At 67.1% G+C, this 26,365-nt stretch carries 22 protein-coding genes; 16 read left to right on the plus strand and 6 right to left on the minus strand.

Translation table 11 applies throughout. The features are described 5' to 3' along the window. Window positions 1-88 precede the first annotated feature (88 nt). The 9 genes from ABY44_RS07345 (at window position 89) to ABY44_RS07385 (ending at window position 11,813) form a co-directional block, all read left to right on the plus strand. Window positions 89-739 carry a DUF502 domain-containing protein gene (locus ABY44_RS07345; protein ID WP_027789155.1) on the plus strand — a complete coding sequence of 217 codons (651 nt, stop codon included), beginning with the start codon at window positions 89-91 and terminating at the stop codon, window positions 737-739. Window positions 740-806: 67 nt separating this feature from the next. Continuing rightward, window positions 807-2,609, plus strand: coding sequence for an aspartate--tRNA ligase (gene aspS / locus ABY44_RS07350; RefSeq protein WP_021158416.1), 1,803 nt, complete (start codon window positions 807-809; stop codon window positions 2,607-2,609). 159 nt (window positions 2,610-2,768) lie between these two features. Beyond that, window positions 2,769-3,263, plus strand: a complete 495-nt coding sequence (gene nudB / locus ABY44_RS07355; RefSeq protein ID WP_027789156.1) for a dihydroneopterin triphosphate diphosphatase — start codon at window positions 2,769-2,771, stop codon at window positions 3,261-3,263. After that, a complete protein-coding gene (gene clsB, locus ABY44_RS07360; RefSeq protein ID WP_060174886.1) occupies window positions 3,260-4,534 on the plus strand; it encodes a cardiolipin synthase ClsB in 1,275 nt (424 codons plus the stop codon). Before nudB ends, clsB begins: the two co-directional genes overlap by 4 nt. Window positions 4,535-4,733: 199 nt before the next feature. Beyond that, the gene (locus tag ABY44_RS07365; protein WP_006751498.1) at window positions 4,734-5,333 is read left to right on the plus strand and encodes a TetR/AcrR family transcriptional regulator; all 600 of its coding nucleotides are present in this window, start codon (window positions 4,734-4,736) and stop codon (window positions 5,331-5,333) included. Window positions 5,334-5,391: 58 nt separating this feature from the next. Further along, entirely contained in the window at window positions 5,392-7,179 is a 1,788-nt protein-coding gene (locus tag ABY44_RS07370; protein WP_060174887.1) for an acyl-CoA dehydrogenase C-terminal domain-containing protein, read from the plus strand. A 112-nt stretch (window positions 7,180-7,291) separates the two neighbouring features. Next, window positions 7,292-9,727: a 3-hydroxyacyl-CoA dehydrogenase/enoyl-CoA hydratase family protein gene (locus ABY44_RS07375; protein WP_021158421.1), complete on the plus strand. Its 2,436-nt coding sequence runs from the start codon at window positions 7,292-7,294 to the stop codon at window positions 9,725-9,727. A gap of 26 nt (window positions 9,728-9,753) precedes the next feature. Next, window positions 9,754-10,953 (plus strand): acetyl-CoA C-acyltransferase, encoded by a 1,200-nt coding sequence (locus tag ABY44_RS07380; protein WP_048026145.1) that lies wholly within the window; start codon window positions 9,754-9,756, stop codon window positions 10,951-10,953. A gap of 92 nt (window positions 10,954-11,045) precedes the next feature. Then, complete coding sequence (locus tag ABY44_RS07385; protein WP_060174888.1) at window positions 11,046-11,813, plus strand: enoyl-CoA hydratase; 768 nt, start codon at window positions 11,046-11,048, stop codon at window positions 11,811-11,813. A 51-nt stretch (window positions 11,814-11,864) separates the two neighbouring features. Here ABY44_RS07385 and fdhD read toward each other — a convergent pair whose 3' ends face one another. Next, window positions 11,865-12,707, minus strand: coding sequence for a formate dehydrogenase accessory sulfurtransferase FdhD (gene fdhD / locus ABY44_RS07390; RefSeq protein WP_372585885.1), 843 nt, complete (start codon window positions 12,705-12,707; stop codon window positions 11,865-11,867). 115 nt (window positions 12,708-12,822) lie between these two features. On the opposite strand from fdhD, the gene ABY44_RS07395 reads away from it, so the two are divergent. Further along, window positions 12,823-13,305 (plus strand): nitrate reductase associated protein, encoded by a 483-nt coding sequence (locus ABY44_RS07395; protein ID WP_027789161.1) that lies wholly within the window; start codon window positions 12,823-12,825, stop codon window positions 13,303-13,305. Window positions 13,306-13,352: 47 nt separating this feature from the next. Here ABY44_RS07395 and ABY44_RS07400 read toward each other — a convergent pair whose 3' ends face one another. Then, entirely contained in the window at window positions 13,353-13,748 is a 396-nt protein-coding gene (locus ABY44_RS07400) for an acyl-CoA thioesterase (protein ID WP_027789162.1), read from the minus strand. 173 nt (window positions 13,749-13,921) lie between these two features. Here ABY44_RS07400 and ABY44_RS07405 point away from each other — a divergent pair, with 173 nt between their 5' ends. Continuing rightward, window positions 13,922-15,793, plus strand: coding sequence for an ABCB family ABC transporter ATP-binding protein/permease (locus ABY44_RS07405; protein ID WP_027789163.1), 1,872 nt, complete (start codon window positions 13,922-13,924; stop codon window positions 15,791-15,793). 240 nt (window positions 15,794-16,033) lie between these two features. On the opposite strand, the gene murU is transcribed toward ABY44_RS07405, so the two are convergent. Further along, complete coding sequence (gene murU / locus ABY44_RS07410; protein ID WP_059699913.1) at window positions 16,034-16,753, minus strand: N-acetylmuramate alpha-1-phosphate uridylyltransferase MurU; 720 nt, start codon at window positions 16,751-16,753, stop codon at window positions 16,034-16,036. A 31-nt stretch (window positions 16,754-16,784) separates the two neighbouring features. Next, window positions 16,785-17,834 carry an aminoglycoside phosphotransferase family protein gene (locus ABY44_RS07415; RefSeq protein WP_060083101.1) on the minus strand — a complete coding sequence of 350 codons (1,050 nt, stop codon included), beginning with the start codon at window positions 17,832-17,834 and terminating at the stop codon, window positions 16,785-16,787. 223 nt (window positions 17,835-18,057) lie between these two features. Here ABY44_RS07415 and ABY44_RS07420 point away from each other — a divergent pair, with 223 nt between their 5' ends. Genes ABY44_RS07420 through rsmA form a run of 4 tightly spaced genes read left to right on the plus strand, consistent with a single transcriptional unit; the run spans window position 18,058 to window position 23,709 of the window. Continuing rightward, entirely contained in the window at window positions 18,058-20,418 is a 2,361-nt protein-coding gene (locus ABY44_RS07420; RefSeq protein WP_027789166.1) for an LPS-assembly protein LptD, read from the plus strand. 51 nt (window positions 20,419-20,469) lie between these two features. Next, window positions 20,470-21,828 (plus strand): peptidylprolyl isomerase, encoded by a 1,359-nt coding sequence (locus ABY44_RS07425; protein WP_027789167.1) that lies wholly within the window; start codon window positions 20,470-20,472, stop codon window positions 21,826-21,828. 11 nt (window positions 21,829-21,839) lie between these two features. Further along, window positions 21,840-22,829 (plus strand): 4-hydroxythreonine-4-phosphate dehydrogenase PdxA, encoded by a 990-nt coding sequence (gene pdxA, locus ABY44_RS07430; RefSeq protein WP_021161203.1) that lies wholly within the window; start codon window positions 21,840-21,842, stop codon window positions 22,827-22,829. A 49-nt stretch (window positions 22,830-22,878) separates the two neighbouring features. Next, window positions 22,879-23,709 (plus strand): 16S rRNA (adenine(1518)-N(6)/adenine(1519)-N(6))-dimethyltransferase RsmA, encoded by an 831-nt coding sequence (gene rsmA / locus ABY44_RS07435; protein ID WP_060174889.1) that lies wholly within the window; start codon window positions 22,879-22,881, stop codon window positions 23,707-23,709. Window positions 23,710-23,844: 135 nt separating this feature from the next. Here the strand turns inward: rsmA and ABY44_RS07440 are convergent, their stop codons facing one another. Continuing rightward, complete coding sequence (locus tag ABY44_RS07440) at window positions 23,845-24,777, minus strand: DMT family transporter (protein ID WP_060174890.1); 933 nt, start codon at window positions 24,775-24,777, stop codon at window positions 23,845-23,847. 350 nt (window positions 24,778-25,127) lie between these two features. Between ABY44_RS07440 and gloA the strand changes: the two genes are divergently transcribed. Next, the gene (gloA, locus tag ABY44_RS07445; protein ID WP_059525951.1) at window positions 25,128-25,517 is read left to right on the plus strand and encodes a lactoylglutathione lyase; all 390 of its coding nucleotides are present in this window, start codon (window positions 25,128-25,130) and stop codon (window positions 25,515-25,517) included. 105 nt (window positions 25,518-25,622) lie between these two features. On the opposite strand, the gene ABY44_RS07450 is transcribed toward gloA, so the two are convergent. Continuing rightward, window positions 25,623-26,365 (minus strand): M48 family metallopeptidase (locus ABY44_RS07450; protein WP_431641049.1); only part of this gene is annotated, 743 nt, incomplete at its 5' end.

Genomic DNA, 26,365 nt, shown 5'->3' on the forward strand with positions numbered 1-26,365 from the left:
GCAGCCGCGCCCGCCGCCAGCAGTTGACCGTCGCGGCCCGGCCGGGCTGCGACCAACCCGCGCCGCCGGCGCGGTTCATTGACGGCAGATGATGAAAAAGACGACCCTGAAATCGGTGTTTCTGACCGGCCTGCTGGTTCTCGTCCCGCTCGCGATCACGCTGTGGGTGCTCGGTCTCATCATCGGCACGATGGACCAGACACTGCTGCTGCTGCCTGAATCGTGGCAGCCCGAGCGGATGCTCGGCTTCCACTTGCCGGGGATCGGCGCGGTGCTGACGCTCGCGTTCATCTTCGTCGTCGGGCTGGCCACGCGGAACTTCATCGGCCAGAAGCTCGTCACGTGGTGGAACGCCGTGGTGCGTCACATCCCGGTCGTCGGGCCGATCTACACGAGCGTCAAGCAGGTGTCGGACACGCTGCTGTCGAGCAGCGGCAACGCGTTCCGCAAGGCGCTGCTGATCGAATACCCGCGCCGCGGCTCGTATACGATCGCGTTTCTGACCGGCACGCCGGGCGGCGACGTGCTCAATCATCTGACGGAAGAATACGTGAGCGTCTATATTCCGACGACGCCGAACCCGACGTCGGGCTTCTTCCTGATGCTGCCGAAGAGCGAAGTCATCGAACTCGACATGTCGGTCGATGCCGCGCTCAAGTACATCGTCTCGATGGGCGTGGTGGCGCCCCCGGCGCCGGTTCCGGCGCCTGCGCGCCGCCCCGTCGAGCCGCCGCTGTAAGTAAAGAATCATCGCCCGGGCCGCGCGTTGCGGCACCCGTTGATCAAACCGAACGAAAGCAAACATCATGTCGATGCGTACTGAATACTGCGGTCTCGTGACCGAACACCTGCTGGGCCAAACCGTGTCGCTGTGCGGCTGGGTGCAGCGCCGCCGCGATCACGGCGGTGTGATCTTCATCGACCTGCGCGATCGTGAAGGCCTCGTGCAGGTGGTGTGCGACCCGGATCGCGCGGAAATGTTCGCGACCGCCGAAGGCGTGCGCAACGAGTTCTGCGTGCAGATCAAGGGCCTCGTGCGCAACCGTCCGGACGGTACGGTCAACGCCGGCCTGAAGAGCGGCAAGATCGAAGTGCTGTGTCACGAACTGAACGTGCTGAACGCGTCGGTCACGCCGCCGTTCCAGCTCGACGACGACAACCTGTCGGAAACGACGCGCCTCACGCACCGCGTGCTCGACCTGCGCCGCCCGCAGATGCAGCACAACCTGCGCCTGCGCTACCGCGTCGCGATCGAAGCGCGCAAGTACCTCGACGAGCAGGGCTTCATCGACATCGAAACGCCGATGCTGACGAAGAGCACGCCGGAAGGCGCACGCGACTACCTCGTGCCGTCGCGCGTGAACGCGGGCCAGTTCTTCGCGCTGCCGCAGTCGCCGCAGCTGTTCAAGCAGCTGCTGATGGTCGCGAACTTCGACCGTTACTACCAGATCACCAAGTGCTTCCGCGACGAAGACCTCCGTGCCGACCGTCAGCCGGAATTCACGCAGATCGACTGCGAAACGTCGTTCCTCGGCGAGCAGGAAATCCGTGACTTGTTCGAAGACATGATCCGTCACATCTTCAAGACGACGATCGACGTCGAACTCGACGCGAAATTCCCGGTGATGCCGTACTCGGAAGCGATGGCGCGTTTCGGTTCGGACAAGCCGGACCTGCGCGTGCAGCTCGAATTCACCGAGCTGACCGACGCGATGAAGGACGTCGACTTCAAGGTGTTCAGCACGCCGGCCAACGCGAAGGACGGCCGTGTCGCGGCACTGCGCGTGCCGAAGGGCGGCGAGCTGTCGCGCGGCGACATCGACGGCTACACCGAATTCGTGCGCATCTACGGCGCGAAGGGCCTCGCATGGATCAAGGTCAACGAGAAGGCGAAGGGCCGTGACGGCCTGCAGAGCCCGATCGTCAAGAACCTGCACGACGCGTCGATCGCGGCGATCCTCGAGCGCACCGGCGCTGAAGACGGCGACATCATCTTCTTCGCGGCCGACCGCGCGAAGGTCGTCAACGACAGCCTCGGCGCGCTGCGCCTGAAGATCGGCCATTCGGAATTCGGCAAGGCGAACGGTCTGGTCCAGGCCGGCTGGAAGCCGCTGTGGGTCGTCGACTTCCCGATGTTCGAATACGACGACGAAGATGCGCGCTACGTCGCTGCGCACCACCCGTTCACGAGCCCGAAGGACGAGCACCTCGAGTACCTCGAGACCGACCCGGGCCGCTGCCTCGCGAAGGCCTACGACATGGTGCTGAACGGCTGGGAAATCGGCGGCGGCTCGGTGCGTATCTATCAGGAGGAAGTGCAGAGCAAGGTGTTCCGCGCACTGAAGATCGGTGCGGAAGAGGCTCAGCTCAAGTTCGGCTTCCTGCTGGATGCACTGCAGTACGGCGCGCCGCCGCACGGCGGTATCGCGTTCGGTCTCGACCGCATCGTCACGATGATGGCCGGCGCCGATTCGATCCGCGACGTGATCGCGTTCCCGAAGACGCAGCGTGCGCAGGATCTGCTCACGCAGGCACCGAGCCCGGTCGACGAGCGTCAGCTGCGCGAACTGCACATCCGCCTGCGTCAGCCGGAGCAGCCGAAGGCGTAACGCGCTTCGCATCCGGTCGTGTGTGCGTTCGCGCGCACACGACGCTCATGAAAAAGGCGCAGCGATGCGCCTTTTTCGTTTTTTGCGGTACAGTCGCAGCACTTGCCGCCCGTTCGGAGCCTGTGCCCGGCGCGCGGCCCCGTGCTGCATGAAACAAAGATGACGAAGCCGCCGAAAATCCCCGAATCCGTTCTTGTCGTGATCTACACGCCCGACCTCGATGTGCTCGTGATCAAGCGTGCCGACCAGCCCGATTTCTGGCAATCGGTGACTGGCTCGAAGGACGCGCTCGACGAGCCGCTCGCGGTCACCGCCGCGCGCGAAGTGGCCGAGGAAACCGGCATTGCGGTCGGCACCGCGGATGTGCCGGCCAGCGCGCTCGTCGACTGGCGCCACCGGATCGAGTACACGATCTATCCGCAATACCTGCACCGCTATGCGCCGGGCGTCACGCGCAACACCGAGCACTGGTTCGGCCTGTGCGTGCCGCATCGCGTCGACGTGACGCTGTCGCCGCGCGAGCACGTCGACCATGCGTGGCTGCCGTTCCGTGAGGCGGCCGCGCGCTGCTTCTCGCCGTCGAATGCCGAGGCGATCCTGCAATTGCCCGCGCGCGTGGCACTCTCGCGCGCGCCGCACGGCTCGTCCGCATGACGGCGGAAGCCCGCAAGCGCTTCGCGCAATTGCGGCAGATGTTCCTGCAGGAACGCGGTTCCGCGTCGCGGCTCGCCTTTACGTCGGGCAACACCGTGCGGCTGTGCGAGGGCGGCGGCGCATTCTTCCGGGCACTGATCGAGCGGATCGATGCCGCCTGCGAACAGGTGATGCTCGAAACCTACATCTTCTGCGACGACGCGGCCGGCCGGCCGGTGTCGGACGCGCTGATCCGCGCGGCGCAGCGCGGCGTGCGCGTGCGCGTGATCACCGACGGCATCGGCACTGCGCGCCTGCCGCTGTTCGACACGTGGGTGGCGGCCGGCGTCGAGCACTGCATCTACAACCGTTTCCTGTTCGGCCGCTTCGGCTTCTCGCGCACGCATCGCAAGCTCGCGGTGATCGATCACGCGGTTGCATTCTGCGGCGGCATCAATATCGTCGACGACTACGCGCAGGGCGGCGCGACGCTGCCGTTTCCGCGCTGGGATTTCGCGGTCGAGATGGCGGGGCCCGCAGTGTCGGACGTGCGCGCCGCGTTCGAATTGCAGTGGCACCGGATCATGTTCGGCCACAAACCGTATGCGCAATATGCAGCCGGGCTGCATGGCGGGGAAGCGTTCCCCGACATGTTCCGGCGCTGGATGCGCAGCCATCGCTGGATCAAGGCCGGCGCGCTGCGGGTCGTGACGGAGCCGAGCGTCGCGTTCGTCGCGCGCGACAACGTCGTGAACCGTCGCGCGATCGAGAAGGCGTATCTCGCGGCGATCGGCCAGGCACGCCAGCGGATTCTGCTGGCCAATCCGTACTTCATGCCGGGGCGCAAGCTGCGCCGTGCGCTGGCGGGCGCCGCGCGGCGCGGCGTCGACGTGCGGATCCTGATCGGCCGCAAGGAATTCGCGGCACTCGATACGGCCGTGCCGTTCCTGTATCACGCGCTGCTGCGCGCGGGCGTGCGCGTGGCCGAGTACGACAAGACGATGCTGCACGGCAAGGTGGCCGTGATCGACGACAACTGGGCGACGGTCGGTTCGTCGAATCTGGACGCGCTGAGCCTGATGTTGAACAATGAGGCGAATGTCGTGCTGGTGCGCTACGATGCTGTCACGAACGAACTGCGCGACGCGATCGCGGCCGCGTTTGCCGACGGCCGGGAAATCGACCCCGCCCGATTCGCCGCGCGCCCGCGCATCGAGCGCATGCTGAACTGGCTCGCCTATACGGCGTATCGTGTCGTGATGAAGGCGCTGACGGTCGGTGGTTACGACTGACGCAGACTAAGCGTTCGCTTCAAAAATCTGTCCGCACGTTCGTGCGGAAAAGCCGCTCCGGTCCCGCCGGAATCGCGCAAAATAGCGGCTCGGTTAGACACCGGTTTCTAATAATTTCCTTGTTTCGCGAGCGGCCGCACTCAATAATAGTACGGCCGTTCGATTTTATTCGAACCCCCGAACGGTTACAGAAATAGCTATGCGAAAAGGCGAACAGACGCGTGCCGCGATACTTGAAGCTGCTTTGGACCTCGCCAGCCGTGACGGGCTGGAGGGGCTGACGATCGGCCTGCTGGCCGAGCGCATGCAGATGAGCAAGAGCGGCGTGTTCGCGCACTTCGGATCGCGCGAGGACCTGCAGGTCGAGGTCGTCCGCGAGTATCACCATCGTTTCGAAAACGAGGTGTTCTTTCCGAGCCTGCGCGAACCGCGAGGCTTGCCGCGCCTTCGGGCGATGCTGGCCCGCTGGACGGAGAAGCGCATCCAGGAGGTGACGACCGGATGCATCTACATCAGCGGGGCCGTCGAGTACGACGACCGGCCTGACAGCCCCGTGCGCGAGCAGTTGATCGCGAGCGTGACGGCCTGGCGTGCCGCGATGCTGCGGGCCATTTCGCAGGCGAAGGAAGAAGGCCATCTGCGTGCGGATACCGATCCGGACCTGATGCTCTTCGAGTTGTACAGCTTCACGCTCGGCCTGCATCACGACGCACGTTTCCTGCATTCGCCGGATGCCGTGCGCCTCACGTGGGCCGCGCTGGAAAAGACGATTGTTTCGTATCAGAGCGAGAGCCGTTAGCGGCGCGTGATCCGCCCGCCAGGAGTTCGAGCCGTTTTGCCCACCTTTGGAGAGAGTCATGGGACAGTACGCCGCGCCGCTGCGCGACATGCAATTCGTGTTGCACGAGCTTCTGAACGTCGAAGCCGAAGTCAAGCAAATGCCCAAGCATGCGGACCTCGACGCCGACACGATCAACCAGGTCCTCGAGGAAGCGGGCAAGTTCTGCTCCGAGGTACTGTTCCCGCTGAACCAGGTCGGCGACCGCGAAGGCTGCACGTATGAAGGCGACGGCGTCGTGAAGACCCCGACCGGCTTCAAGGAGGCCTACCAGCAATACGTCGAGGCCGGCTGGCCGGCGCTCGGCTGCGATCCGGACTACGGCGGCCAGGGCCTGCCCGCGTTCGTGAACAACGCGCTCTACGAAATGCTGAATTCGGCGAACCAGGCATGGACGATGTATCCGGGCCTGTCGCACGGCGCGTACGAATGCCTGCACGCGCACGGCGCGCCGGAACTCCAGAAGCAATACCTGCCGAAGCTCGTGTCGGGCGAATGGACGGGCACGATGTGCCTGACCGAGCCGCACTGCGGCACCGACCTCGGCATCCTGCGCACCAAGGCCGAACCGAACGGCGACGGTTCGTACTCGATCAGCGGCACGAAGATCTTCATCTCGAGCGGCGAGCACGACATGTCGAAGAACATCATCCACCTCGTGCTCGCGCGCCTGCCGGACGCGCCGCAGGGCACGAAGGGGATCTCGCTGTTCATCGTGCCGAAGTTCATTCCGGACGCGTCGGGCGAGCCGGGCGAGCGCAACGGCATCAAGTGCGGCTCGATCGAGCACAAGATGGGCATCCACGGCAACTCGACGTGCGTGATGAACCTCGACGGCGCGAAGGGCTGGATGGTCGGCGAGCCGAACAAGGGCTTGAACGCGATGTTCGTGATGATGAATGCCGCGCGTCTCGGCGTCGGCATGCAGGGCCTCGGCCTCACGGAAGTTGCGTACCAGAACTCGCTCACGTACGCGAAGGAACGCCTGCAGATGCGTTCGCTGACGGGCCCGAAGGCACCGGACAAGCCGGCCGACCCGATCATCGTGCACCCGGACGTGCGTCGCATGCTGCTCACGCAGAAGGCCTACGCGGAAGGCGCGCGCGCGTTCACGTACTGGTCCGCGCTGCAGATCGACAAGGAGCTGTCGCACGCCGACGAAGCGGTGCGCAAGGAAGCGGCCGATCTCGTCGCGCTGCTCACGCCGATCATCAAGGCGTTCCTGACCGACAACGCGTTCGAGTCGACCAACCACGCGATGCAGATCTACGGCGGCCACGGCTTCATCTCCGAGTGGGGCATGGAGCAGTACGTGCGCGACGCGCGGATCAACATGATCTACGAAGGCACGAACTCGATCCAGTCGCTCGACCTGCTGGGCCGCAAGGTGCTCGGCGACATGGGCGCGAAGCTGAAGAAGTTCGGCAAGCTCGTGACGGAATTCGCGGAAGCCGAAGGCGTGAAGCCGGAAATGGCCGAGTTCATCAACCCGCTCGCCGACATCGGCGACAAGGTGCAGAAGCTGACGATGGAAATCGGCATGAAGGCGATGCAGAACCCCGACGAAGTCGGTGCCGCCGCCGTGCCGTACCTGCGCACCGTCGGCCACCTGGTGTTCTCGTACTTCTGGGCGCGCATGGCACGCCTCGCCCTCGACAAGGAAGCGTCGGGCGATCCGTTCTACAAGTCGAAGCTCGCGACGGCCCGCTTCTACTTCGCGCGCCTGCTGCCCGAGACGGCGTCGACGATCCGCGCCGCACGCGCCGGTTCGAAGACGCTGATGGAAGTCGACGAATCGCTGTTCTGACGCGAGTCCGGGCGGGGCGCGAGGCGCGCCGCCCGGATGCATCGGTTCCTGGTACTCACTTCTCCGTGCAGCCCCAACCTCCGCGCTGCACGACACTATCCGGAGACATCCCGTGAGCAATTTCCTGATTCGCAAGGTCGCCGTGCTGGGCGCCGGCGTGATGGGCGCGCAGATCGCCGCGCACCTCATCAACGCGCGCGTGCCGGTGCTGCTGTTCGACCTGCCGGCCAAGGAAGGCCCGAAAAACGCGATCGCGCTGAAGGCGATCGAGAACCTGAAGAAGCTGTCGCCCGCGCCGTTCGGCGTGAAGGACGACGCTAAATACCTCGAAGCCGCGAACTACGAAGACGACATCGCGAAGCTCGCCGAGTGCGACGTCGTGATCGAAGCGATCGCCGAGCGGATGGACTGGAAGCACGACCTGTACAAGAAGGTCGCGCCGCACATCGCGCCGAACGCGATCTTCGCGACCAACACGTCGGGCCTGTCGATCACGAAGCTGTCCGAAGGTTTCTCTGACGAGCTGAAGTCGCGCTTCTGCGGCGTGCACTTCTTCAACCCGCCGCGCTACATGCACCTCGTCGAGCTGATCCCGACCGCGCATACGCGCCCGGAGATCCTCGACCAGCTCGAAACCTTCCTGACGAGCATCGTCGGCAAGGGCGTCGTGCGCGCGAAGGACACGCCGAACTTCATCGCGAACCGCGTCGGCATCTTCTCGATCCTCGCGGTGATCACCGAGGCCGCGAAGTTCGGCCTGCGCTTCGACGAAGTCGACGACCTGACGGGCAGCCGCCTCGGCCGCGCGAAGTCGGCGACGTTCCGCACCGCGGACGTGGTCGGCCTCGACACGATGGCGCACGTGATCAAGACGATGCAGGACAACCTCGCCGACGATCCGTTCTTCCCGGTCTACCAGACGCCCGCCGTGCTCGCCGAACTGGTGAAGCAGGGCGCGCTCGGCCAGAAGACGGGCGGCGGTTTCTACAAGAAGGAAGGCAAGGCGATCAAGGTGCTCGACGCGAAGACGGGCACCTATGTCGACTCGGGCGCGAAGGCTGACGAAACGGTCGGCCGCATCCTGAAGCGCCCGCCGGCGGAACGCCTGAAGCTGCTGCGCGAAACGGACCATCCGCACGCGCAGTTCCTGTGGTCGATCTTCCGCGACGTGTTCCACTACATCGGCGTGCATCTCGAATCGATCGCCGACAACGCGCGCGACGTCGACCTCGCGATCCGCTGGGGCTTCGGCTGGAACGAAGGCCCGTTCGAAGGCTGGCAGGCCGCTGGCTGGAAGCAGGTCGCCGAGTGGGTGCAGGAAGACATCGCGGCCGGCAAGGCGCTCGCGAACGTGCCGCTGCCGTCGTGGGTGCTCGAAGGCGCGGTTGCCGAGAAGGGCGGCGTGCACACGGCCGAAGGCTCGTGGGCACCGGCTGCGAAGCGCTTCGTGCCGCGTTCCGACCTCGCGGTCTACGACAAGCAGGTATTCCGCGCGCCGCTGCTCGGCGAAGCGGGCGCCGATCCGAAGACGTACGGCAAGACGCTGTTCGAGACCGACGCGGTGCGCGCATGGGTCGACGATCGTGCGGGTGAAGACGACGTCGTGATCGTGTCGTTCAAGTCGAAGATGAACACGATCGGACCGAGCGTGATCGACGGCCTCGTGCAGGCGATCGAACTCGCGGAGAAGGACTACAAGGGCGTGGTGATCTGGCAGCCGACGTCGCTGAAGCTCGGCACGCCGGGCGGCCCGTTCTCGGCCGGCGCGAACCTCGAAGAGGCGATGCCCGCGTTCATGATGGGCGGCGCGAAGGGGATCGAGCCGTTCGTGAAGAAGTTCCAGGAAGGCATGCTGCGCGTGAAGTACGCGAACGTGCCGGTCGTCGCGGCCGTGTCGGGCATCGCGCTCGGCGGCGGGTGCGAGCTGATGCTGCACAGCGCGAAGCGCGTCGTCCACGTCGAGAGCTACATCGGCCTCGTCGAAGTGGGTGTCGGCCTCGTGCCGGCGGGCGGCGGCCTGAAGGAAGCGGCGCTGCGCGCAGCGGACGCCGCGACGGCCGCGAACGCGACCACCGACATCCTGAAGTTCGTCACGAAGTCGTTCGAGAACGCGGCGATGGCGAAGGTCTCGGCCTCCGCGCACGATGCACGTGCGATGGGCTACGTGAAGCCGTCCGACACGATCGTCTTCAACGTGTTCGAACTGCTCGACACCGCGAAGAAGGAAGCGCGTGCGCTGGCCGCCACCGGCTACCGCGCACCGCTGCGTGCGAAGGACGTGCCGGTCGCGGGCCGCTCGGCGATCGCGACGATCAAGGCATCGCTCGTCAACATGCGCGACGGCCGCTTCATCAGCGACCACGACTACCTGATCGCGAGCCGCATCGCCGAAGCCGTGTGCGGCGGCGACGTCGAAGCCGGCAGCCTCGTCGACGAGCAGTGGCTGCTCGCGCTCGAGCGCCGTGCGTTCGTCGAGCTGCTCGGCACGCAGAAGACGCAGGAACGGATCATGGGCATGTTGCAGACCGGCAAGCCGGTGCGTAACTGAGCGAGCGATAAGGCAAGGAGTCTCAAATGAGCAAACAATTGCAAGACGCATACATCGTCGCCGCCAGCCGCACGCCGATCGGCAAGGCTCCGCGCGGTGTCTTCAAGAACACGCGCCCGGACGAGCTGCTGGTCCACGCGATCAAGTCGGCGGTTGCGCAGGTTCCGGGCTTCGACACGAAGCTGATCGAGGACGCGATCATCGGCTGCGCGATTCCGGAAGCCGAACAGGGCCTGAACGTCGCGCGGATGGGCGCGCTGCTCGCGGGCCTGCCGCAGACGGTCGGCGGCGTGACGGTCAACCGCTTCTGCGCGTCGGGCATCACGGCGCTCGCGATGGCGGCCGACCGCATCCGCGTCGGTGAATCGGACGCGATCTTCGCGGGCGGTTGCGAATCGATGAGCATGGTGCCGATGATGGGCAACAAGCCGTCGATGTCGCCGCACATCTTCGATCGCAATGAAGACTTCGGCATCGCATACGGGATGGGCCTGACGGCCGAGCGCGTCGCCGAGCAGTGGAAGGTGAGCCGCGAAGACCAGGACGCGTTCTCGGTCGAATCGCACCGCAAGGCGCTTGCCGCGCAGCAGGCCGGCGAGTTCAACGACGAGATCGCCGCGTACACGATCACCGAGCGTTTCCCGAACCTCGCGACCGGCGAAGTCGACGTGAAGACGCGCGAGATCAAGCTCGACGAAGGTCCGCGCGCGGACACGTCGATCGAAGGCCTCGCGAAGCTGCGCACGGTATTCGCGAACAAGGGCTCGGTTACGGCCGGCAACAGCTCGCAGACGTCGGACGGCGCGGGTGCGCTGCTCGTCGTGTCGGAGAAGGTGCTGAAGGAATTCAACCTGACGCCGCTCGCGCGCTTCGTGAGCTTCGCGGTGCGTGGCGTGCCGCCGGAAATCATGGGCATCGGCCCGAAGGAAGCGATTCCGGCCGCGCTGAAGGCTGCCGGCCTGAAGCAGGACGATCTCGACTGGATCGAGCTGAACGAAGCGTTCGCCGCGCAATCGCTGGCGGTGATGCGCGACCTCGGCCTCGACCCGTCGAAGGTCAACCCGATGGGCGGCGCGATCGCACTCGGCCACCCGCTCGGCGCGACCGGCGCGATCCGCGCGGCGACCGTCGTGCACGGCCTGCGCCGTCGTAACCTGAAGTACGGGATGGTCACGATGTGCGTCGGCACCGGCATGGGTGCCGCGGGCATCATCGAACGCCTGTAAGCAGGACACGACGCAAAGCGACGACGGTGCGCGGGCCACAAGCTCGCGCACCGTTTTTTCGTTCCGGTAGAGGAAAGTCAAAGGAGACGGTTGTGGCTGAAATTCAAGTGGAACGCGCCGAAGGCGTGATGACGATCACGATCTCGCGCCCGGCGAAGAAGAACGCGCTGACGGCGGCGATGTACCAGACGATGGCCGATGCGCTCGCCGACGCGCAGGAAGACAAGGCGATCCGCGTGATCCTGCTGCGCGGCAGCGACGGCAATTTCACCGCGGGGAACGATCTCGAGGATTTCATGAAGGCGCCGCCGAAGGACGACACCGCTCCGGTGTTCCAGTTCCTTGCGCGGATCAGCACCGCGAGCAAGCCGATCGTGGCCACCGTGCCGGGCCTCGCAATCGGCGTCGGCGTGACGATGCTGCTGCACTGCGATCTGGTGTACGCAGCCGACACCGCGACGTTCTCGCTGCCGTTCGCGCAGCTCGGCCTGTGCCCGGAAGCCGCGTCGAGCGTGCTGCTGCCGCGCCTGGCCGGCCATCAGGTCGCCGCCGAGAAGCTGCTGCTCGGCGAGGCGTTCGACGCGCTGGAAGCGCACCGGATCGGCATCGTCAACCGCGTGCTGCCGGCGGCCGAGCTCGACGCGTTCGCGGCGAAGCAGGCGGCGAAGCTCGCGGCGCTGCCGGCGGCGTCGCTGCGCGTGACGAAGGCGCTGCTGAAGGATACGGGCGGTGTGGCGACGTCCGCGCGGATGGCCGAGGAGGCGGGCCACTTTGCCGCGATGCTGCGCGCGCCCGAAGCGCGCGAGGCGATGACGGCGTTCTTCGAGAAGCGCAAGCCGGATTTCCGTCAGTTCGACTGACGGAGCAGGCCGTGCCGGCGATGGCTCGCCGGCGCGCCGCCGCGAACGCGATCAGGCCGTGCCGTAGTCGACGTGGCCGGTTTCGCGGCAGAAGCTGACGAGCCGCAGGCCGGCTGCTTTCGCGATTTCGATCGCGAGCGACGACGGCGCGGAGATCGTCGCGACCATTGGAATGCCGACCCGTGCGGCCTTGCGTACGAGCTCGTAGCTCGCGCGGCTCGACAGGAACACGAACCCGTCGGTCGGGTCGGCGCGCGACAGCACGAGCGAGCCGATCAGCTTGTCGAGCGCGTTGTGGCGGCCGACGTCCTCGAACGCCATCCGGATCGCGCCTGTTGCGTCGCACCACGCGGCCGCGTGCAGGCCGCCCGTGAGCCGCGTGAGCGCCTGATGCGCCGGCAACGCCTGCGCCGCGCGCGTCAGCGCGTCGGGGGCGAGGCGCGCGAGAAAGCCCGTATCGGGCACGCGCTCGGGCGCGAGGTCGAGCAGGTCGATGCTTTCGATCCCGCATACGCCGCAGCCGGTGCGCCCCGCGAGCGCGCGGCGCCGGTCCTTCAGCGCGGCGAACGCCTGCTGGACGACCTCCAGGTGGACTTCCGCATGCGGCAGCGGGGCGTCGGCGTGCAGGATCACCTCGATGTCCTTGATGTCGCTGCCGCGCGCGACGATCCCTTCCGAGATCGCGAAACCGACCGCGAACGCTTCGAGGTCGCACGGCGTACACATCATCACCGCGTGCGAGATGCCGTTGAAGACGAGGGCGACGGGCCATTCCTGGCCCACGTAGTCGTGCGCGGTTTCGACGGCGCCGCCGCGCGTGCGGCGTACGGACAGTTCGATCGCGCCGCGCGGTTCGTCGCGCATTTCACCGGATTCGGTCGGATTCACGAGCACTCCCGTTGATTCGGCGTGCGGGCGGCGGCATTCGTATCCGCCGCCCGCGCGCAGAGGTTCTAAAATACCCCAGGCAAGCCGGCCGCGCCGGCATCCGCCACATCAGGTAACGATCATGGGACTCAGCGACGCTCCACTGCTATTCGCCTTCGAACACGAATCGTCGGAAAACTTCACGTACATCCCGATGATCGTGCGTTTCAATCTCGACCGTTTCGGTCTGCGGATTTCGCTGGAGCAGTGGCAACTGCTGCCGCTCGAGGACCGCAAGCTGCTCGCACGCTTTCCGGCCGACGACGACACCGCGATCGAGCCCAACTTCGATCACGCGCTGTTCGAAATGCTGCGTACGCACGCGGATCTGGAACCCTCGTGGTTCCAGCCGGACGAGCAGCCGGCCTGGCGCGCCACCGACATCGTGCCGGAGTCGCTCGTGCAGCAGAGCGCGCTGGCCGGCCTGACGGCGCCCGGGCTTGCGCAGTGGCAGCGGCTTGCGCCGTTCCAGCGCTACGTGCTGGTGAAGCTGTCGCGCAAGCCGAAGCTGAACCACGATTTCCTGCCCGCGATGCGGGAGTTCGGGCTGACGGCCACGCACTGAGGTGGCCGCAGCCGGGTGGAGGGGGAGCGCCGTTCGGCGCTCGTCCGTCAGAGCGGCGGCAGTTGCCGCGGCTTGCGGTCGGGGCCGGTCGCGACGTAGGTGAGCGTCGCTTCGGTGACCTTCACGATTTCACCCATCAGGCGCATGCGCTGCGCGTACACCTCGACGTCGACCGTGATCGACGTGTTGCCGGTGCGCATGATGGTCGCGTAGAAGCTCAGCAGATCGCCGACGAACACCGGCTGCTTGAACACGAACGAGTTGACCGCGACCGTCGCGACGCGACCGTTCGCGCGCTGGCTCGCGGGGATCGAGCCGGCGATGTCGACCTGCGACATGATCCAGCCGCCGAACACGTCGCCGTGGACGTTCGCGTCGTGCGGTTGCGGGACGACGCGCAGCGCGGGCTGTTTTTGCGGGAGTTCGAGGGTCGAATCGGTCATGGCGGGGCTTTCATCCTGTAAGAAACATGCCGCCGCGCGCAGGCCGGCCGGCGAGGGCGCCGGCAGCGGCGCGAAGCGGCTTCTGCGACAATACAACGTTCGCAAATTGTACGAGAAAGTGAGCGAGCCGGCCGCCGATCACGCGCCCGGCACCGCCGCCGATCCTTCCCCTCATGCGCCGATTTCCTGCTTCCGGCGAGCCCGCGCCGGCTTCGACCGGGCCCCGCAACGACTGGCAGACCATCCGGTCGCTGCTGCCGTACCTGACCACCTACAAATGGCGCGTCGCGCTCGCGCTCGGCTGCCTGATCGGCGCGAAGGTCGCGAACCTCGGCGTGCCGGTCGTGATGAAGCGCATCGTCGACCACCTGTCCTACGTCCAGCAGATCACCGCGCTCGGCCGCGCCGAACAGTCGGCCGGCATCGTGCTCGCGGGCGGCGTCGGGTTGCTGGTCGTCGCGTATGCGCTCGTGCGGCTGTCGACGTCGCTGTTCACCGAGCTGCGCGAGATCCTGTTCTCGAAGGTCACCGAGAGCGCGGTGCGCCAGCTCGCGCTGCAGGTGTTCCGGCACCTGCACGGGCTGTCGCTGCGGTTCCATCTCGAACGCCAGACGGGCGGCATGTCGCGCGACATCGAGCGCGGCACGCGCGGCATCCAGCAACTGATCTCGTATTCGCTGTACAGCATCCTGCCGACGCTCGTCGAGGTCGGGCTCGTGCTCGGCTTCTTCGTGGTCAAGTACGAGGCCTATTACGCGTACGTGACGTTCGCGGCGCTGGTCACGTACATCGTGTTCACGGTGAAGGTCACCAACTGGCGTACGCATTTCCGCCGCACGATGAACGAACTCGATTCGCGCGCGAACTCACGGGCGATCGATTCGCTGATCAACTACGAGACGGTCAAGTATTTCGGCAACGAGGAGTGGGAGGCGCAGCGCTACGACGAGAACCTCAAGCGCTACCGGAAGGCCGCGATCCGTTCGCAGAATTCGCTGTCGGTGCTGAACTTCGGCCAGCAGGCGATCATCGGCACGGGGCTCGTGTTCATCCTGTGGCGCGCGACGCAGGGCGTGCTCGCGGGCAAGCTGACGCTCGGCGATCTCGTGCTGATCAACACGTTCATGCTGCAGCTGTACATTCCGCTGAACTTTCTCGGCGTCGTCTATCGCGAGCTGAAGCAGAGCCTCACCGACATGGACCGGATGTTCGGGCTGCTGTCGGCCGCGAAGGAAGTGGCCGACCTGCCCGATGCGCGGCCGCTCGCGGTCGCCGGCGCGCAGGTGCGCTTCGAGCATGTGAATTTCGCGTACGAGGCGTCGCGGCCGATCCTGCACGACGTGTCCTTCACGATCGACGCGGGCACGACGACCGCGGTGGTCGGCCACAGCGGCTCCGGGAAGTCGACGCTGTCGCGGCTGCTGTTCCGTTTCTACGATCTCGACCGGCAGGCGGGCGGTGCGATCCGGATCGACGGCCAGGATATCCGCGACGTCACGCAGGATTCGCTGCGTGCGTCGATCGGGATCGTGCCGCAGGACACCGTGCTGTTCAACGACTCGATCTACTACAACATCGCGTACGGCCGGCCGAGCGCGACCCGCGACGAGGTGATCGCGGCCGCGCGCGCCGCGCACATCCACGATTTCATCGAAAGCTTGCCGAAGGGTTATGACACGCCGGTCGGCGAGCGCGGGCTGAAGCTGTCGGGCGGCGAGAAGCAGCGCGTCGCGATCGCGCGCACGCTGTTGAAGGATCCGCCGGTGCTGCTGTTCGACGAGGCGACTTCGGCGCTCGATTCGCGCTCGGAGCGGGCGATCCAGCACGAGCTCGACCAGATCGCGCGGCATCGCACGACGCTCGTGATCGCGCACCGGCTGTCGACGGTCGTGCACGCGCAGCAGATCCTCGTGATGGATCACGGGCGGATCGTCGAGCGGGGCACGCACGACGAACTCGTGCGCGCCGACGGGTTGTATGCGCAGATGTGGGCGCTGCAGCAGCAGCGCGCGGCGGCGGGCGGGGAAGAGGCCGAGGCCGCGTAGGCGCGGGCATTGCGCGGTGCGCGGCAGGAACGGGCGGTGTGGTGCCGTCAGGGCCGGGTGACTTGGCGGAGCGTCGGTGGCATCGGATCCTGGAGCTTGGTCCGGCGCCGGTCGATCGCGCAGTCATCGACAAGTCGGGGTATCGACCGCCGAACCGCCGAACCGCCGAACCGCCGCTCAGCCGCTCAGCCGCTCAGCCGCTCAGCCGCTCAGCCGCCCAGCCGCCCAGCCGCGAAACGATCAGCCCGCGGCGCGCAGCCGCGCGTCGAGCTCGCCGAGCTGCGCGGGCGTGCCGACGTTCTCCCAAATACCTTCGTACAGTTCGCCGCTCGCGCGGCCGGCTTCGATCGCCGCGCGATAGTACGGCGTCAGCGCGCGCCGCGTGCCGGGCGCGAGATCGCGGAACATCCGCGTGTCGTACAGGCCGATGTTGCCGAACGTGAAGCGCGCGGCGCCGTCGAGCGCCAGGCGGCCGTCGTCGCCGAGCGCGAAGTCGCCGGCCGGGTGGAACGGCGGGTTCGGCACCATCACGAGGTGCATCGCCGGCGCGTCGAGCGCGGCCATCCGGGCAGCGCGCGGCGCGAGCGTCCGGTAGTCGAAGGCGCAGTACACGTCGCCGCTGACCGCCGCGAACACGGCAGGTTGTCCGTCGCGCTCGAGCAGCGGCAACGCCTGCGCGATGCCGCCCGCGGTTTCCAGTGCCTCGCCTTCGGCCGAGTACGCGAGCCGTACGCCCCAGCGCGACCCGTCGCCGAGCGCGGCCTCGATCTGTTCGCCGAGCCACGCGTGGTTGATCACGATCGTCTCGATACCCGCGCGTGCGAGCGCTTCGATCTGCCACGCGATCAGCGGCTTGCCGCCCGCTTCGAGGAGCGGCTTCGGGCGGGTGTCGGTGAGCGGGCGCATCCGTTCGCCGCGCCCGGCGGCGAAGATCATCGCCGTCGTCAGGGTGTTGCTCATGTTCGGCCGGGTGTCAGGAGAGTCGGAACGATCAGAACGTATAGCCCACGTCGGCCGGCGCGTTGCCCTCGAGCTCGTCGAGCAGCTTCGCGAACGGCACGAGCGGGCGGTAGCGCAGCGCGACCTTGCGCGCATACGCGATGAAGCGCGGCAGGTCGTTCAGGTAATGGGGCTTGCCGTCGCGGTAATTGATGCGCGCGAACAGGCCGAGCACCTTGATGTGGCGCTGCAGCCCCATCCATTCGAGCTGGCGGTAGAACTCGCCGAAATCGGGATCGACCGGCAGGCCGGCCTTTTTCGCCCTTTCCCAGTAGTACGCGAAGCAGTCGAGCTCGAACTCCTCGTCCCAGCTGATGAAGGCGTCGCGCAGCAGCGACACGACGTCGTACGTCAGCGGCCCGTAGACGGCGTCCTGGAAGTCGAGGATGCCCGGGTTCGGCTCGCACACCATCAGGTTGCGCGGCATGAAGTCGCGCAGCATGAAACCCTGCGGCTGCGCGTGGGCGCTCGCGACCAGCAGCGCGAAGGTGCGGTCGAGCGTGCCACGCATCGCGTCGGTGACGGGCTTGCCGAGGTGGCGGCCGACGAACCATTCGGGCATCAGCTCCATCTCGCGGCGCAGGAACGCCTCGTCGAACGGCGGCAGCACGTCGGGTTTCGACGTGAGCTGGAAGCGGATCAGCGCATCGAGTGCTTCGCGCATCAGCGGTTTCGCGGCGGCCGGGTCGGCCGGATCGAGCACCGAGATGTACGGCGTGCGGCCGAGATCGGTCACGAGCATGAAACCCGCGTCGAAATCGTGGGCCAGCACGTCCGGCACGTGGTCGCCGGCCGCGGCGAGCAGCTGCGCGACCTGGACGAACTCGCGGCACTTCTCGGGCGGCGGCGCGTCGACGGCGATCAGCGTGCCGCCGGCGCTCGTGGCCGACGCAATCCGGAAATAGCGGCGGAAACTGGCGTCCGACGATGCGGGTGCGAGGGTCGACAGGTCGAGCGCGTAGCGCTCGGCGAGCGGGTGCAGCCACGCGGTGAGCGCTTCGAGGCGGGCGTCGGGCTGGGATGCGGCGGATGGGGGCGTCATGAAACTCGGAGGAGGGGGGAACGTCTTGCCATATAATACCCCACGACTTTTTTGACGCACCCCGCGTCAGCTTTCCGCCGTGCAGGCCCGCCGCCTGTCGCGCCGCCACCCGATCGCCTCCCCGGTTTGCGCTCAGCCGCAGTCGCGGTGCGACGGCGCGGCCCGCCGTGCGCGAATGTGCCGCGACGGCGCGGCTGACAAGGGGCGATTCGCCAAACGATAGATGCCGCCCAAACCGCTATTCCCGAATGTTTTCCCCGGTGACGGGGTGCCGCGCAAACGGCGGCTCGCGCTCGCGCTCCTGGCCGTGCCCGGCCTCGTGCCGGCCGTGTCGTACGCGCAGCTGTCGGGCGCGGCCGCGCAGCCGCAGCCGCTCGACTCGCCGTGGGATCTGCGTCTCGCGCCCCAGCTCGAGGATCGTCCGCTGAAGGAGGGCGCGAAGCCGGCCGCCTTCGTGATCGCCGACCACACGAGCGGCACCGCCGAGCAGGATCTCGCCGCGAAGGGTTCGGCCGAGCTGCGGCGCGGCGACGCCGTCGTGAAGGCCGACGCGATCCACTACGATCAGGATACCGACATGGCCGATGCGTACGGCCAGGTCAGGGTGATCAATTCCGGCACGTCGTTCGCGGGCCCCGAGGCGCACCTGAAGATCGAGGCGAACCAGGGCTTCATGACGGCGCCGAAGTATCACTTCAACGTGACGGGCGGCTCGGGCAGCGCGGAGCGTGTCGACATGGTCGACAACGAGCGCTCGGTGTTCGTCAACGGTACCTATACCGCGTGCCAGTGCTCGACGAACCCCGCGTGGTACATCAAGGGCAGCCGCTTCGACTTCGATACGGGCGCCGACGAAGGCACCGCGCGCAACGGCGTGCTGTTCTTCCAGGGCGTGCCGATCTTCGCGAGCCCGTGGATGACGTTCCCGCTGTCGGGCGAGCGGCGCAGCGGCCTGCTGCCGCCGACGTTCTCGGTGAACTCGAGCAACGGCTTCGAGCTGACGCTGCCGTACTACTTCAACATCGCGCCGAACCGCGACCTGACGCTCACGCCGCGCATCATCTCGCGGCGCGGCGTGATGACCGAGGCGACGTTCCGCTACCTGTCGCCGTCGTATTCGGGCACGTTCACGGCCAATTACCTGCCGGATGACCGGCTCGAGCACCGCAACCGCTACGCGATCTACTGGCAGCACCAGCAGAACTTCGGCGGCGGTTTCGGCGGCTACGTCTACTACAACAAGGTCTCGGACAATCTGTATCCCGAGCAACTGGGTTCGTCGAACCAGTTCATCAACGGGACGCAGACGCTGTACCAGCAGGAAGCAGGCCTCACGTACAACAACGGCCCGTGGTCGGTGCTCGCGCGCTACCAGCACTGGCAGACGCTGCCGCCGTCGATCGCGCCGTACAGCCGCGAGCCGCAGTTGAACGTGAAGTACACGAAGTACAACGTCGGCGGCTTCGACTTCGGCGCGGAAGCCGACTATTCGCGGTTCCGCATCACGACGGCCGACGCGACCGAAGGCGACCGGATCGTCTTCAACCCGTACATCGCGTACGGCGTGTACGGCCCCGGCTACTTCGTCGTGCCGAAGGTCCAGTACCACTTCGCGTCGTACGATCTGAACTACCTGTCGTCGAAAACGCCGAACAGCCCGAAGCGCTTCACCGAGTCGATCCCGACCGTGAGCTTCGATTCGGGCCTGATCTTCGACCGCTCGGTGCGCCTGTTCGGCCAGGATTTCATCCAGACCCTCGAGCCGCGCCTGTACTACGTGTACACGCCGTATCGCGACCAGTCGAACGCGCCGCTGTTCGACACCGCGGAATCGGACTTCGGCCTCGCGGAGATCTACCAGCCGAACACGTTCGTCGGCAACGACCGGATCGCCGATGCGAACCGCATCACGGCCGGCCTGACCTCGCGCTTCATCGATCCGCGCACCGGCGACGAGCGTGCGCGTTTCGTGATCGCGCAGCAGTACTACTTCGCCGATCAGCGCGTCACGCTGAATGCCGGGCAGAGTGCGGTGCTGGCGCGCCACTCGGACCTGATCGTCGGGGCCGCGCTGAAGCTTGGCTCGGGCTTCATGTCCGAGACGGCGTTCCAGTACAACCAGAACAACAACCAGCTCGTGAAGTCGAGCGTCGGTTTCGGCTACAGCCCGGGCGAGCGCCGCGTGATCAACGTCGGCTACCGCTATACGCGTGCGAACACCACGCTCGACAACCAGCCGATCAACCAGTTCCTGGTGTCCGCGCAATGGCCGCTCACGCGCCGCCTGTATGCGATCGGCCGCTTCAACTACGATCTCGCCGGCGATCGCGTGGTCGACGGTCTGGTCGGCTTACAATACGACGCGGATTGCTGGGCGCTCGGGGTCGGGGTGCAGCGGGCGGCGAACGGCATCAATTCGTCCGGACAGCAGAATTCGTCGACGCGCTTCATGATGCAGCTCACGCTCAAGGGCCTGTCGACCGTCGACAACGGCCTCGTGTCCGCGTTCCGCGCCGGGGTGCCGGGCTACACGCCGCTGCCGCCGCCGCCGCCGCCGATGTCCCGCTTCAGCAACTACGAGTAACGCCGGCTTGTCTGCACCGGTCAGCACGATTTCAATGGAGTTCCAGTGGCAATGAAGAAAACCCTTCGTTTCGCGGCAGTCGTGTCCAGCCTCGCTGCGGCGGCCGCGCTGCTCGCCTCTGCGCCGGCCGCGGCGCAGGCGCTCGGTTCGCAAGGTGCGCAGCTCGCCGACGAAGTCGTCGCGGTCGTCAACAACGACGTGATCACCGGCCGCGAACTCGACCAGCGTGCCGGCCTGATCGCGCGCCGGCTGCAGCAGCAGAACGCCCCCGTGCCGCCGACCGACCAGTTGCGCGCGCAGGTGCTGAACCAGATGGTGCTCGAGCGTATCCAGGTGCAGAAGGCCAAGGACGACGGGATCCGCATCGACGACGCGACGGTACAGTCCACGCTGCAGCGCCTAGCGCAGGCGAACGGCATGACGCTCGACCAGTACCGCGCGCGTCTCGAGGCGCAAGGCGTGCCCTGGAGCATCTTCACGAGCGATGCGCGCACCGAACTGATGCTGTCGAAGCTGCGCGAGCGCGAGGTCGACGGCAAGATCACCGTGTCGGACGCCGAGGTCGCGAACTACATCGCGAGCCAGCGCGGGCCGAACGCGTCGCAGCAGCAGGACCTGCGCTTCCAGCACATCTTCATCAAGGCACCGACCAACGCGCCGCAGGCCGACATCGAAGCCGCGCAGAAGAAGGCTGACGCGTTGCTGCAGCAGGCGAAGTCGGGTGCCGATTTCGAGAAGCTCGCGAAGAACAATTCGGAAGCGAACGACGCGAAGAAGGGCGGTGACCTCGGCTTCAAGTCGCCGAGCGCGCTGCCGGCCGACGTCGTCGACGCCGCATCGAAGCTGCGCCCGGGCCAGGTCAACCCGACGCTGATCCGCGTGCCGGACGGCTTCGAGATCGTGCGTCTCGTCGATCGTCGCCAGAGCCAGGGCGCGTCGGCCGCGGCACCGAAGATCGTCCAGACGCACGTGCGCCACATCCTGTTGCGCGTGGGCGAAGGCAAGTCCGAAGGCCAGGCGCGCCAGCAACTGGCCGACATCCGCAACCAGGTCGAGGCCGGCGGCGATTTCGCGAAGTTCGCGCGCACGTATTCGCAGGACGGTTCGGCGTCGCAGGGCGGCGATCTCGGCTGGATCAGCCCGGGCGAGACCGTGCCGGAATTCGAGCGCGCGATGAACAACCTGCAGGACGGCCAGATCAGCCAGCCGATCCGTACCGAGTACGGCTATCACCTGATCCAGGTGCTGGGCCGCCGCGAAGCGGAAGGTTCGGTGCAGCAGCAGATGGATATCGCGCGTCAGGCGATCGGCCAGCGCAAGGCCGAGCAGGCGTATGCCGACTGGCTGCGCGAGCTGCGCGATTCGTCGTACGTGCAGTACAAGATCGGCGGCGTCGGCCCGGCGAACTGAGCGAGCTTCCGATGACCACGCCCGCGCTGCAGATCGCGATCACGACCGGCGAACCCGCGGGGGTCGGCCCGGAACTGACCGTGCAGGCGCTGCGTGATGCCGCGCAGCGCTGGCCCGACGCGCATTTCACCGTGCTCGGCGATGCGGCGCTGCTCGACGCGCGTGCGGCGGCCGTCGGCGCCGACCGGGCCACGCTGGCCGGCAGCGGGCCGGTGTCGGTCGCGCATCACGCGCTCGCCGTGCCCGCGCAGGCGGGCAGGCTGGACGCGGCGAACGGCCCTTACGTGCTCGGGCTGCTCGACGCGGCAATCGACGGCGCGCTGGCGGGCCGGTACGACGCGATCGTCACCGCGCCGTTGCAGAAGAGCACGATCAACGATGCGGGCGTGCCGTTCACCGGCCATACCGAATACCTGGCGGAGCGCACGCATACGCCGCGTGTCGTGATGATGCTGGCCGGTACCGGCCACCGGCCGCTGCGCGTGGCGCTCGCGACCACGCACCTGCCGCTGAAGGACGTGTCGGCCGCACTGACGGTCGACGGGCTCGTCGAGACGCTCGCGATCATCGATCGCGACCTGCGGCGCGACTTCGGTCTCGCCGCGCCGCGCATTCTCGTGACGGGCCTGAACCCGCACGCGGGCGAGAACGGTTATCTCGGCCGCGAGGAGATCGACGTGATCTCGCCGGCACTGGCCCGCGCGAACGCGCAGGGCATCGACGCGCGCGGCCCGTATCCGGCCGACACGCTGTTCCAGCCGCGTCACCTCGCCGATGCCGATTGCGTGCTCGCGATGTTCCATGACCAGGGCCTGCCCGTGCTGAAGTACGCGACGTTCGGCGAGGGCATCAACGTGACGCTCGGGCTGCCGATCATCCGTACGTCGGTCGATCACGGCACGGCACTCGATCTGGCCGGCACGGGCCGCGCGGATCCGGGCAGCATGATCGCCGCGCTCGACACCGCCGTCACGATGGCGCGCCATCGCCGCACCGCCTGACGCGGCCCGGCTTTACCTCATTCGTCGTATTTTTCGTTTTACTCAGTCGATGTCGAACAGCAGACAGCACCAAGGCCATTTCGCGCGCAAGCGCTTCGGGCAGAACTTCCTCGTCGATCACGGCGTGATCGACTCGATCGTCGCGACGATCGGCCCCGCGCGCGGCCAGCGCATGGTCGAGATCGGCCCCGGGCTCGGCGCGCTGACCGAGCCGCTGATCGCGCGCCTCGCGACGCCCGAGTCGCCGCTGCATGCGGTCGAGCTCGACCGCGACCTGATCGGGCGCCTGCAGCAGCGCTTCGGCGCGCTGCTCGAACTGCACGCGGGCGACGCGCTCGCGTTCGACTTCCGCTCGCTCGCGGCACCCGGCGACAAGCCGTCGTTGCGGATCGTCGGCAACCTGCCGTACAACATTTCCAGCCCGCTGCTGTTTCACCTGATGACGTTCGCCGACGCGGTCATCGACCAGCACTTCATGCTGCAGAACGAAGTCGTCGAACGGATGGTCGCGGAGCCGGGCACGAAGGCGTTTTCGCGTCTGTCGGTGATGCTGCAGTACCGCTACGTGATGGAAAAGATGCTCGACGTGCCGCCGGAATCGTTCCAGCCGCCGCCGAAGGTCGATTCGGCGATCGTCCGGATGATTCCGTACGAGCCGCACGAACTGCCGGATGTCGATCCCGGGCTGCTCGGCGAAATCGTCACCGCGGCGTTCTCGCAGCGCCGCAAGATGCTGCGCAATACGCTCGCCGACTATCGCGAGACGATCGATTTCGATGCGCTCGGCTTCGATCTCGCGCGCCGTGCGGAGGATGTGAGCGTGGCCGAGTACGTCGGCGTGGCGCAGGCGCTGGCGAAGGTGCGCAAGGCCGCGGAGTAACGGCAGCGCGTGCGTCATGCGCGCGTCGCGCGCCGGCTCGAGGTTCACGAGGCTGCCCTGGCGGGCAGCCTTTTTCATTTTCCCCGCGGCGTTTTCGTCGATGCCGGGCCGCGACCGGGCGGCCACCGGGTGTCGTTACGCGCGCCGGCGCGGCGGCGCGTTGACGAGCGCGATGCCCGTCAGCACGAGTGCGGCCGCCGACATGAAGCGCCAGCCGACCGATTCGCCGAGCAGCAGCACGCCGAACGCGACGCCGAACAGCGGCGACAGGAACGTGAACACGGACAGTCGTGATGCGCTGTAGCGCGTCAGCAGCCAGAACCACGACAGGTAGCTGACGAACGCGACGATCACCGACTGGTACGCGAGGCTCGCGACCGCGACCGGCGTGACGTGCGCGAACGACACCTGGCCGGACAGTGCGGCCAGCGCGACCAGCACGACTGCCGATACCGCGAGCTGGTAGAACAGCGTCTTGCTCGCGCTCGCCCGTGCGAGCGCCGTCGAGCGCACGACGACGGTCGTCGCGGCCCACATCGCGCCGCCGAGGATCCCGAGCGCGTCGCCGGCGAGCCCGGCCAGCACGGATGCGCCGGGCGCGCGCGGCTTCAGGAAGCCGTCCGCGAACGCGAGCGCGATGCCGGCGAATGCCAGGCCGACGCCGGCCCACTGCGTGCGCTGCAGCCGTTCGCCGGGTGCGAACAGGTGCAGGCCCAGCGCGGTGAAGCACGGCGCCGTGTACAGGAAGATCGCCATGTGCGATGCGCTCGTCAGCGTCAGCCCGAAAAACACGCAGATGAATTCGCCGGCGAACAGCGCACCGGCCGCGAGGCCCGCGCCGAACGTGCCGTCCGCCTGAAACAGCGGCGTACCGTGCGAGCGGGCCCAGCCCCACAGCAGCGCCGCCGCGATCACCGAGCGCAGCCCGGCCTGGAGCATCGGCGCGATCGCGGCGTTCGTGCTCTTGATCGCGACCTGCTGGAAGCCCCAGATCGCGCACAGCAGCAGCATCAGGCCGACGGCGCGCATGTCGAGCGCGCGGCGCACGGGGGCAGCGAGTGCACTCATCGGCGAACCTCGCCGGTTCGGTACGGCGGCTGCGAGATCGGGAGGGTGGCGCATCCGGCGCGCTCGAATCGGCGGTGTCGCACGGCAGTGTGGCGGTAGGGGGGGAGTGAGTGGTCGCGTTCGGGCGGTGGGTCGCATGCCCGCTTTTGGTGCGAGGTGGAAGGATGTTACCCGATCCGCTCGGTAGCCGGCGAGCAGGGTCGTGCTGTTTTCCGCCGTTGCGCTTGCGCCGGCAGGCGTTACCCGCCGGGCGTCCCCGGCCAGGCGCCCCCAGCTGGGCGCCCCCGGCGAAGTTCACCCGACTCTGGTAGAGTTCCCGGTTCTGGAAAGTCCCCACAGGAGTACAACCCATGCGATTGCTGCATACGATGCTGCGAGTCGGCGATCTCGACCGCTCGATCAAGTTCTACACCGAATTGCTCGGCATGAAGGTGCTGCGCCGCGACGACTATCCGGAAGGCAAGTTCACGCTCGCATTCGTCGGCTACGGCGATGAAAGCAACAACACGGTGATCGAACTGACCCATAACTGGGATACCCCGTCCTACGACCTCGGCACGGGTTTCGGCCATCTGGCGCTGGAAGTCGACGACGCGTACGCGGCCTGCGACAGGATCAAGGCGCAAGGCGGCAAGGTCACGCGCGAAGCGGGCCCGATGAAGCACGGCACGACCGTGATCGCGTTCGTCGAGGATCCGGACGGCTACAAGATCGAGTTCATTCAGAAAAAGGCGCACTGAGCGCCGGATGAACCGGGCCGTGGCGTGCGATGTGCGCGGCGGCGAAAAAGGGCGATGCGGAGTGACCCGCATCGCCCTTTTTCGTTGACGGCGAAGCCGTGCGCGTCAAAGCGACGGCAGCAGCTCGGGCGGGTGATGCTTGAGCGTGTGGCGCGCTTCGCGGAACTCGGGGAAGATCGACTCGACGGTCTGCCAGAAGGCCGGGCTGTGGTTCATTTCGCGCAGGTGCGACAACTCGTGCGCGACGACGTAGTCGATGATCGACATCGGGAAATGGATCAGCCGCCAGTTCAGGCGGATCTTGCCGTCGCTCGAGCAACTGCCCCAGCGCGTCGCGGCCGACGACAGCGCATACATCGAATACGTGACGCCGAGCTTCTCCGCGTACACCGCGAGGCGTTCACCGAAGATTCGCCGGGCTTCGCCCTGCAGCCAGCCCTGCACGCGATCCTTGATCTGCTGCATGTCGGCCTGCACGGGCAGCGGCAGCGAGAGCCGTAACGCATCGGCGTCGAATGCGACGGCGCCCGCGCCGAGCGCGATCGTCACCGTCTTGCCGAGATAGGGCAGCTGCGCGCCGTCGCGCCAGTCGATCTGCGGCAGCGCGCGCTGCTCGGTGCGCGTCTTCCACTCGGCGAGCTTCGCGAAGATCCAGCGTTGTTTCTCGGCGATCGCGGCTTCGATGTCGGCGAGCGTGACCCAGCGCGGCGCGGTGATCGACAGCCCGCTGCCGTCGATCGTGAAGCCGATCGTCCGGCGCGCCGAGCGCTTCAGGCGGTATTCGAGCACGCGGCTGTCGAGTGCGAACGTCCGCACGCGCGAGCGGTCGGGCGCGGGGCCCGGATCGA

This window comes from Burkholderia sp. ZZQ-2, from assembly GCF_050768715.1.
Taxonomy (GTDB): Bacteria; Pseudomonadota; Gammaproteobacteria; order Burkholderiales; family Burkholderiaceae; genus Burkholderia; species Burkholderia cepacia.

What these genes read in the sequence shown, in the direction of transcription:
- ABY44_RS07345 (WP_027789155.1), top strand. Translation starts at nt 89, where the DNA reads ATGATGAAAAAGACGACCCTGAAATCGGTGTTTCTGACCGGCCTGCTG.
- aspS (WP_021158416.1), top strand. Translation starts at nt 807, where the DNA reads ATGTCGATGCGTACTGAATACTGCGGTCTCGTGACCGAACACCTGCTG.
- nudB (WP_027789156.1), top strand. Translation starts at nt 2,769, where the DNA reads ATGACGAAGCCGCCGAAAATCCCCGAATCCGTTCTTGTCGTGATCTAC.
- clsB (WP_060174886.1), top strand. Translation starts at nt 3,260, where the DNA reads ATGACGGCGGAAGCCCGCAAGCGCTTCGCGCAATTGCGGCAGATGTTC.
- ABY44_RS07365 (WP_006751498.1), top strand. Translation starts at nt 4,734, where the DNA reads ATGCGAAAAGGCGAACAGACGCGTGCCGCGATACTTGAAGCTGCTTTG.
- ABY44_RS07370 (WP_060174887.1), top strand. Translation starts at nt 5,392, where the DNA reads ATGGGACAGTACGCCGCGCCGCTGCGCGACATGCAATTCGTGTTGCAC.
- ABY44_RS07380 (WP_048026145.1), top strand. Translation starts at nt 9,754, where the DNA reads ATGAGCAAACAATTGCAAGACGCATACATCGTCGCCGCCAGCCGCACG.
- ABY44_RS07395 (WP_027789161.1), top strand. Translation starts at nt 12,823, where the DNA reads ATGGGACTCAGCGACGCTCCACTGCTATTCGCCTTCGAACACGAATCG.
- ABY44_RS07400 (WP_027789162.1), bottom strand. Translation starts at nt 13,748, where the DNA reads ATGACCGATTCGACCCTCGAACTCCCGCAAAAACAGCCCGCGCTGCGC.
- ABY44_RS07405 (WP_027789163.1), top strand. Translation starts at nt 13,922, where the DNA reads ATGCGCCGATTTCCTGCTTCCGGCGAGCCCGCGCCGGCTTCGACCGGG.
- murU (WP_059699913.1), bottom strand. Translation starts at nt 16,753, where the DNA reads ATGAGCAACACCCTGACGACGGCGATGATCTTCGCCGCCGGGCGCGGC.
- ABY44_RS07415 (WP_060083101.1), bottom strand. Translation starts at nt 17,834, where the DNA reads ATGACGCCCCCATCCGCCGCATCCCAGCCCGACGCCCGCCTCGAAGCG.
- ABY44_RS07420 (WP_027789166.1), top strand. Translation starts at nt 18,058, where the DNA reads ATGCCGCCCAAACCGCTATTCCCGAATGTTTTCCCCGGTGACGGGGTG.
- ABY44_RS07425 (WP_027789167.1), top strand. Translation starts at nt 20,470, where the DNA reads ATGAAGAAAACCCTTCGTTTCGCGGCAGTCGTGTCCAGCCTCGCTGCG.
- pdxA (WP_021161203.1), top strand. Translation starts at nt 21,840, where the DNA reads ATGACCACGCCCGCGCTGCAGATCGCGATCACGACCGGCGAACCCGCG.
- rsmA (WP_060174889.1), top strand. Translation starts at nt 22,879, where the DNA reads ATGTCGAACAGCAGACAGCACCAAGGCCATTTCGCGCGCAAGCGCTTC.
- ABY44_RS07440 (WP_060174890.1), bottom strand. Translation starts at nt 24,777, where the DNA reads ATGAGTGCACTCGCTGCCCCCGTGCGCCGCGCGCTCGACATGCGCGCC.
- gloA (WP_059525951.1), top strand. Translation starts at nt 25,128, where the DNA reads ATGCGATTGCTGCATACGATGCTGCGAGTCGGCGATCTCGACCGCTCG.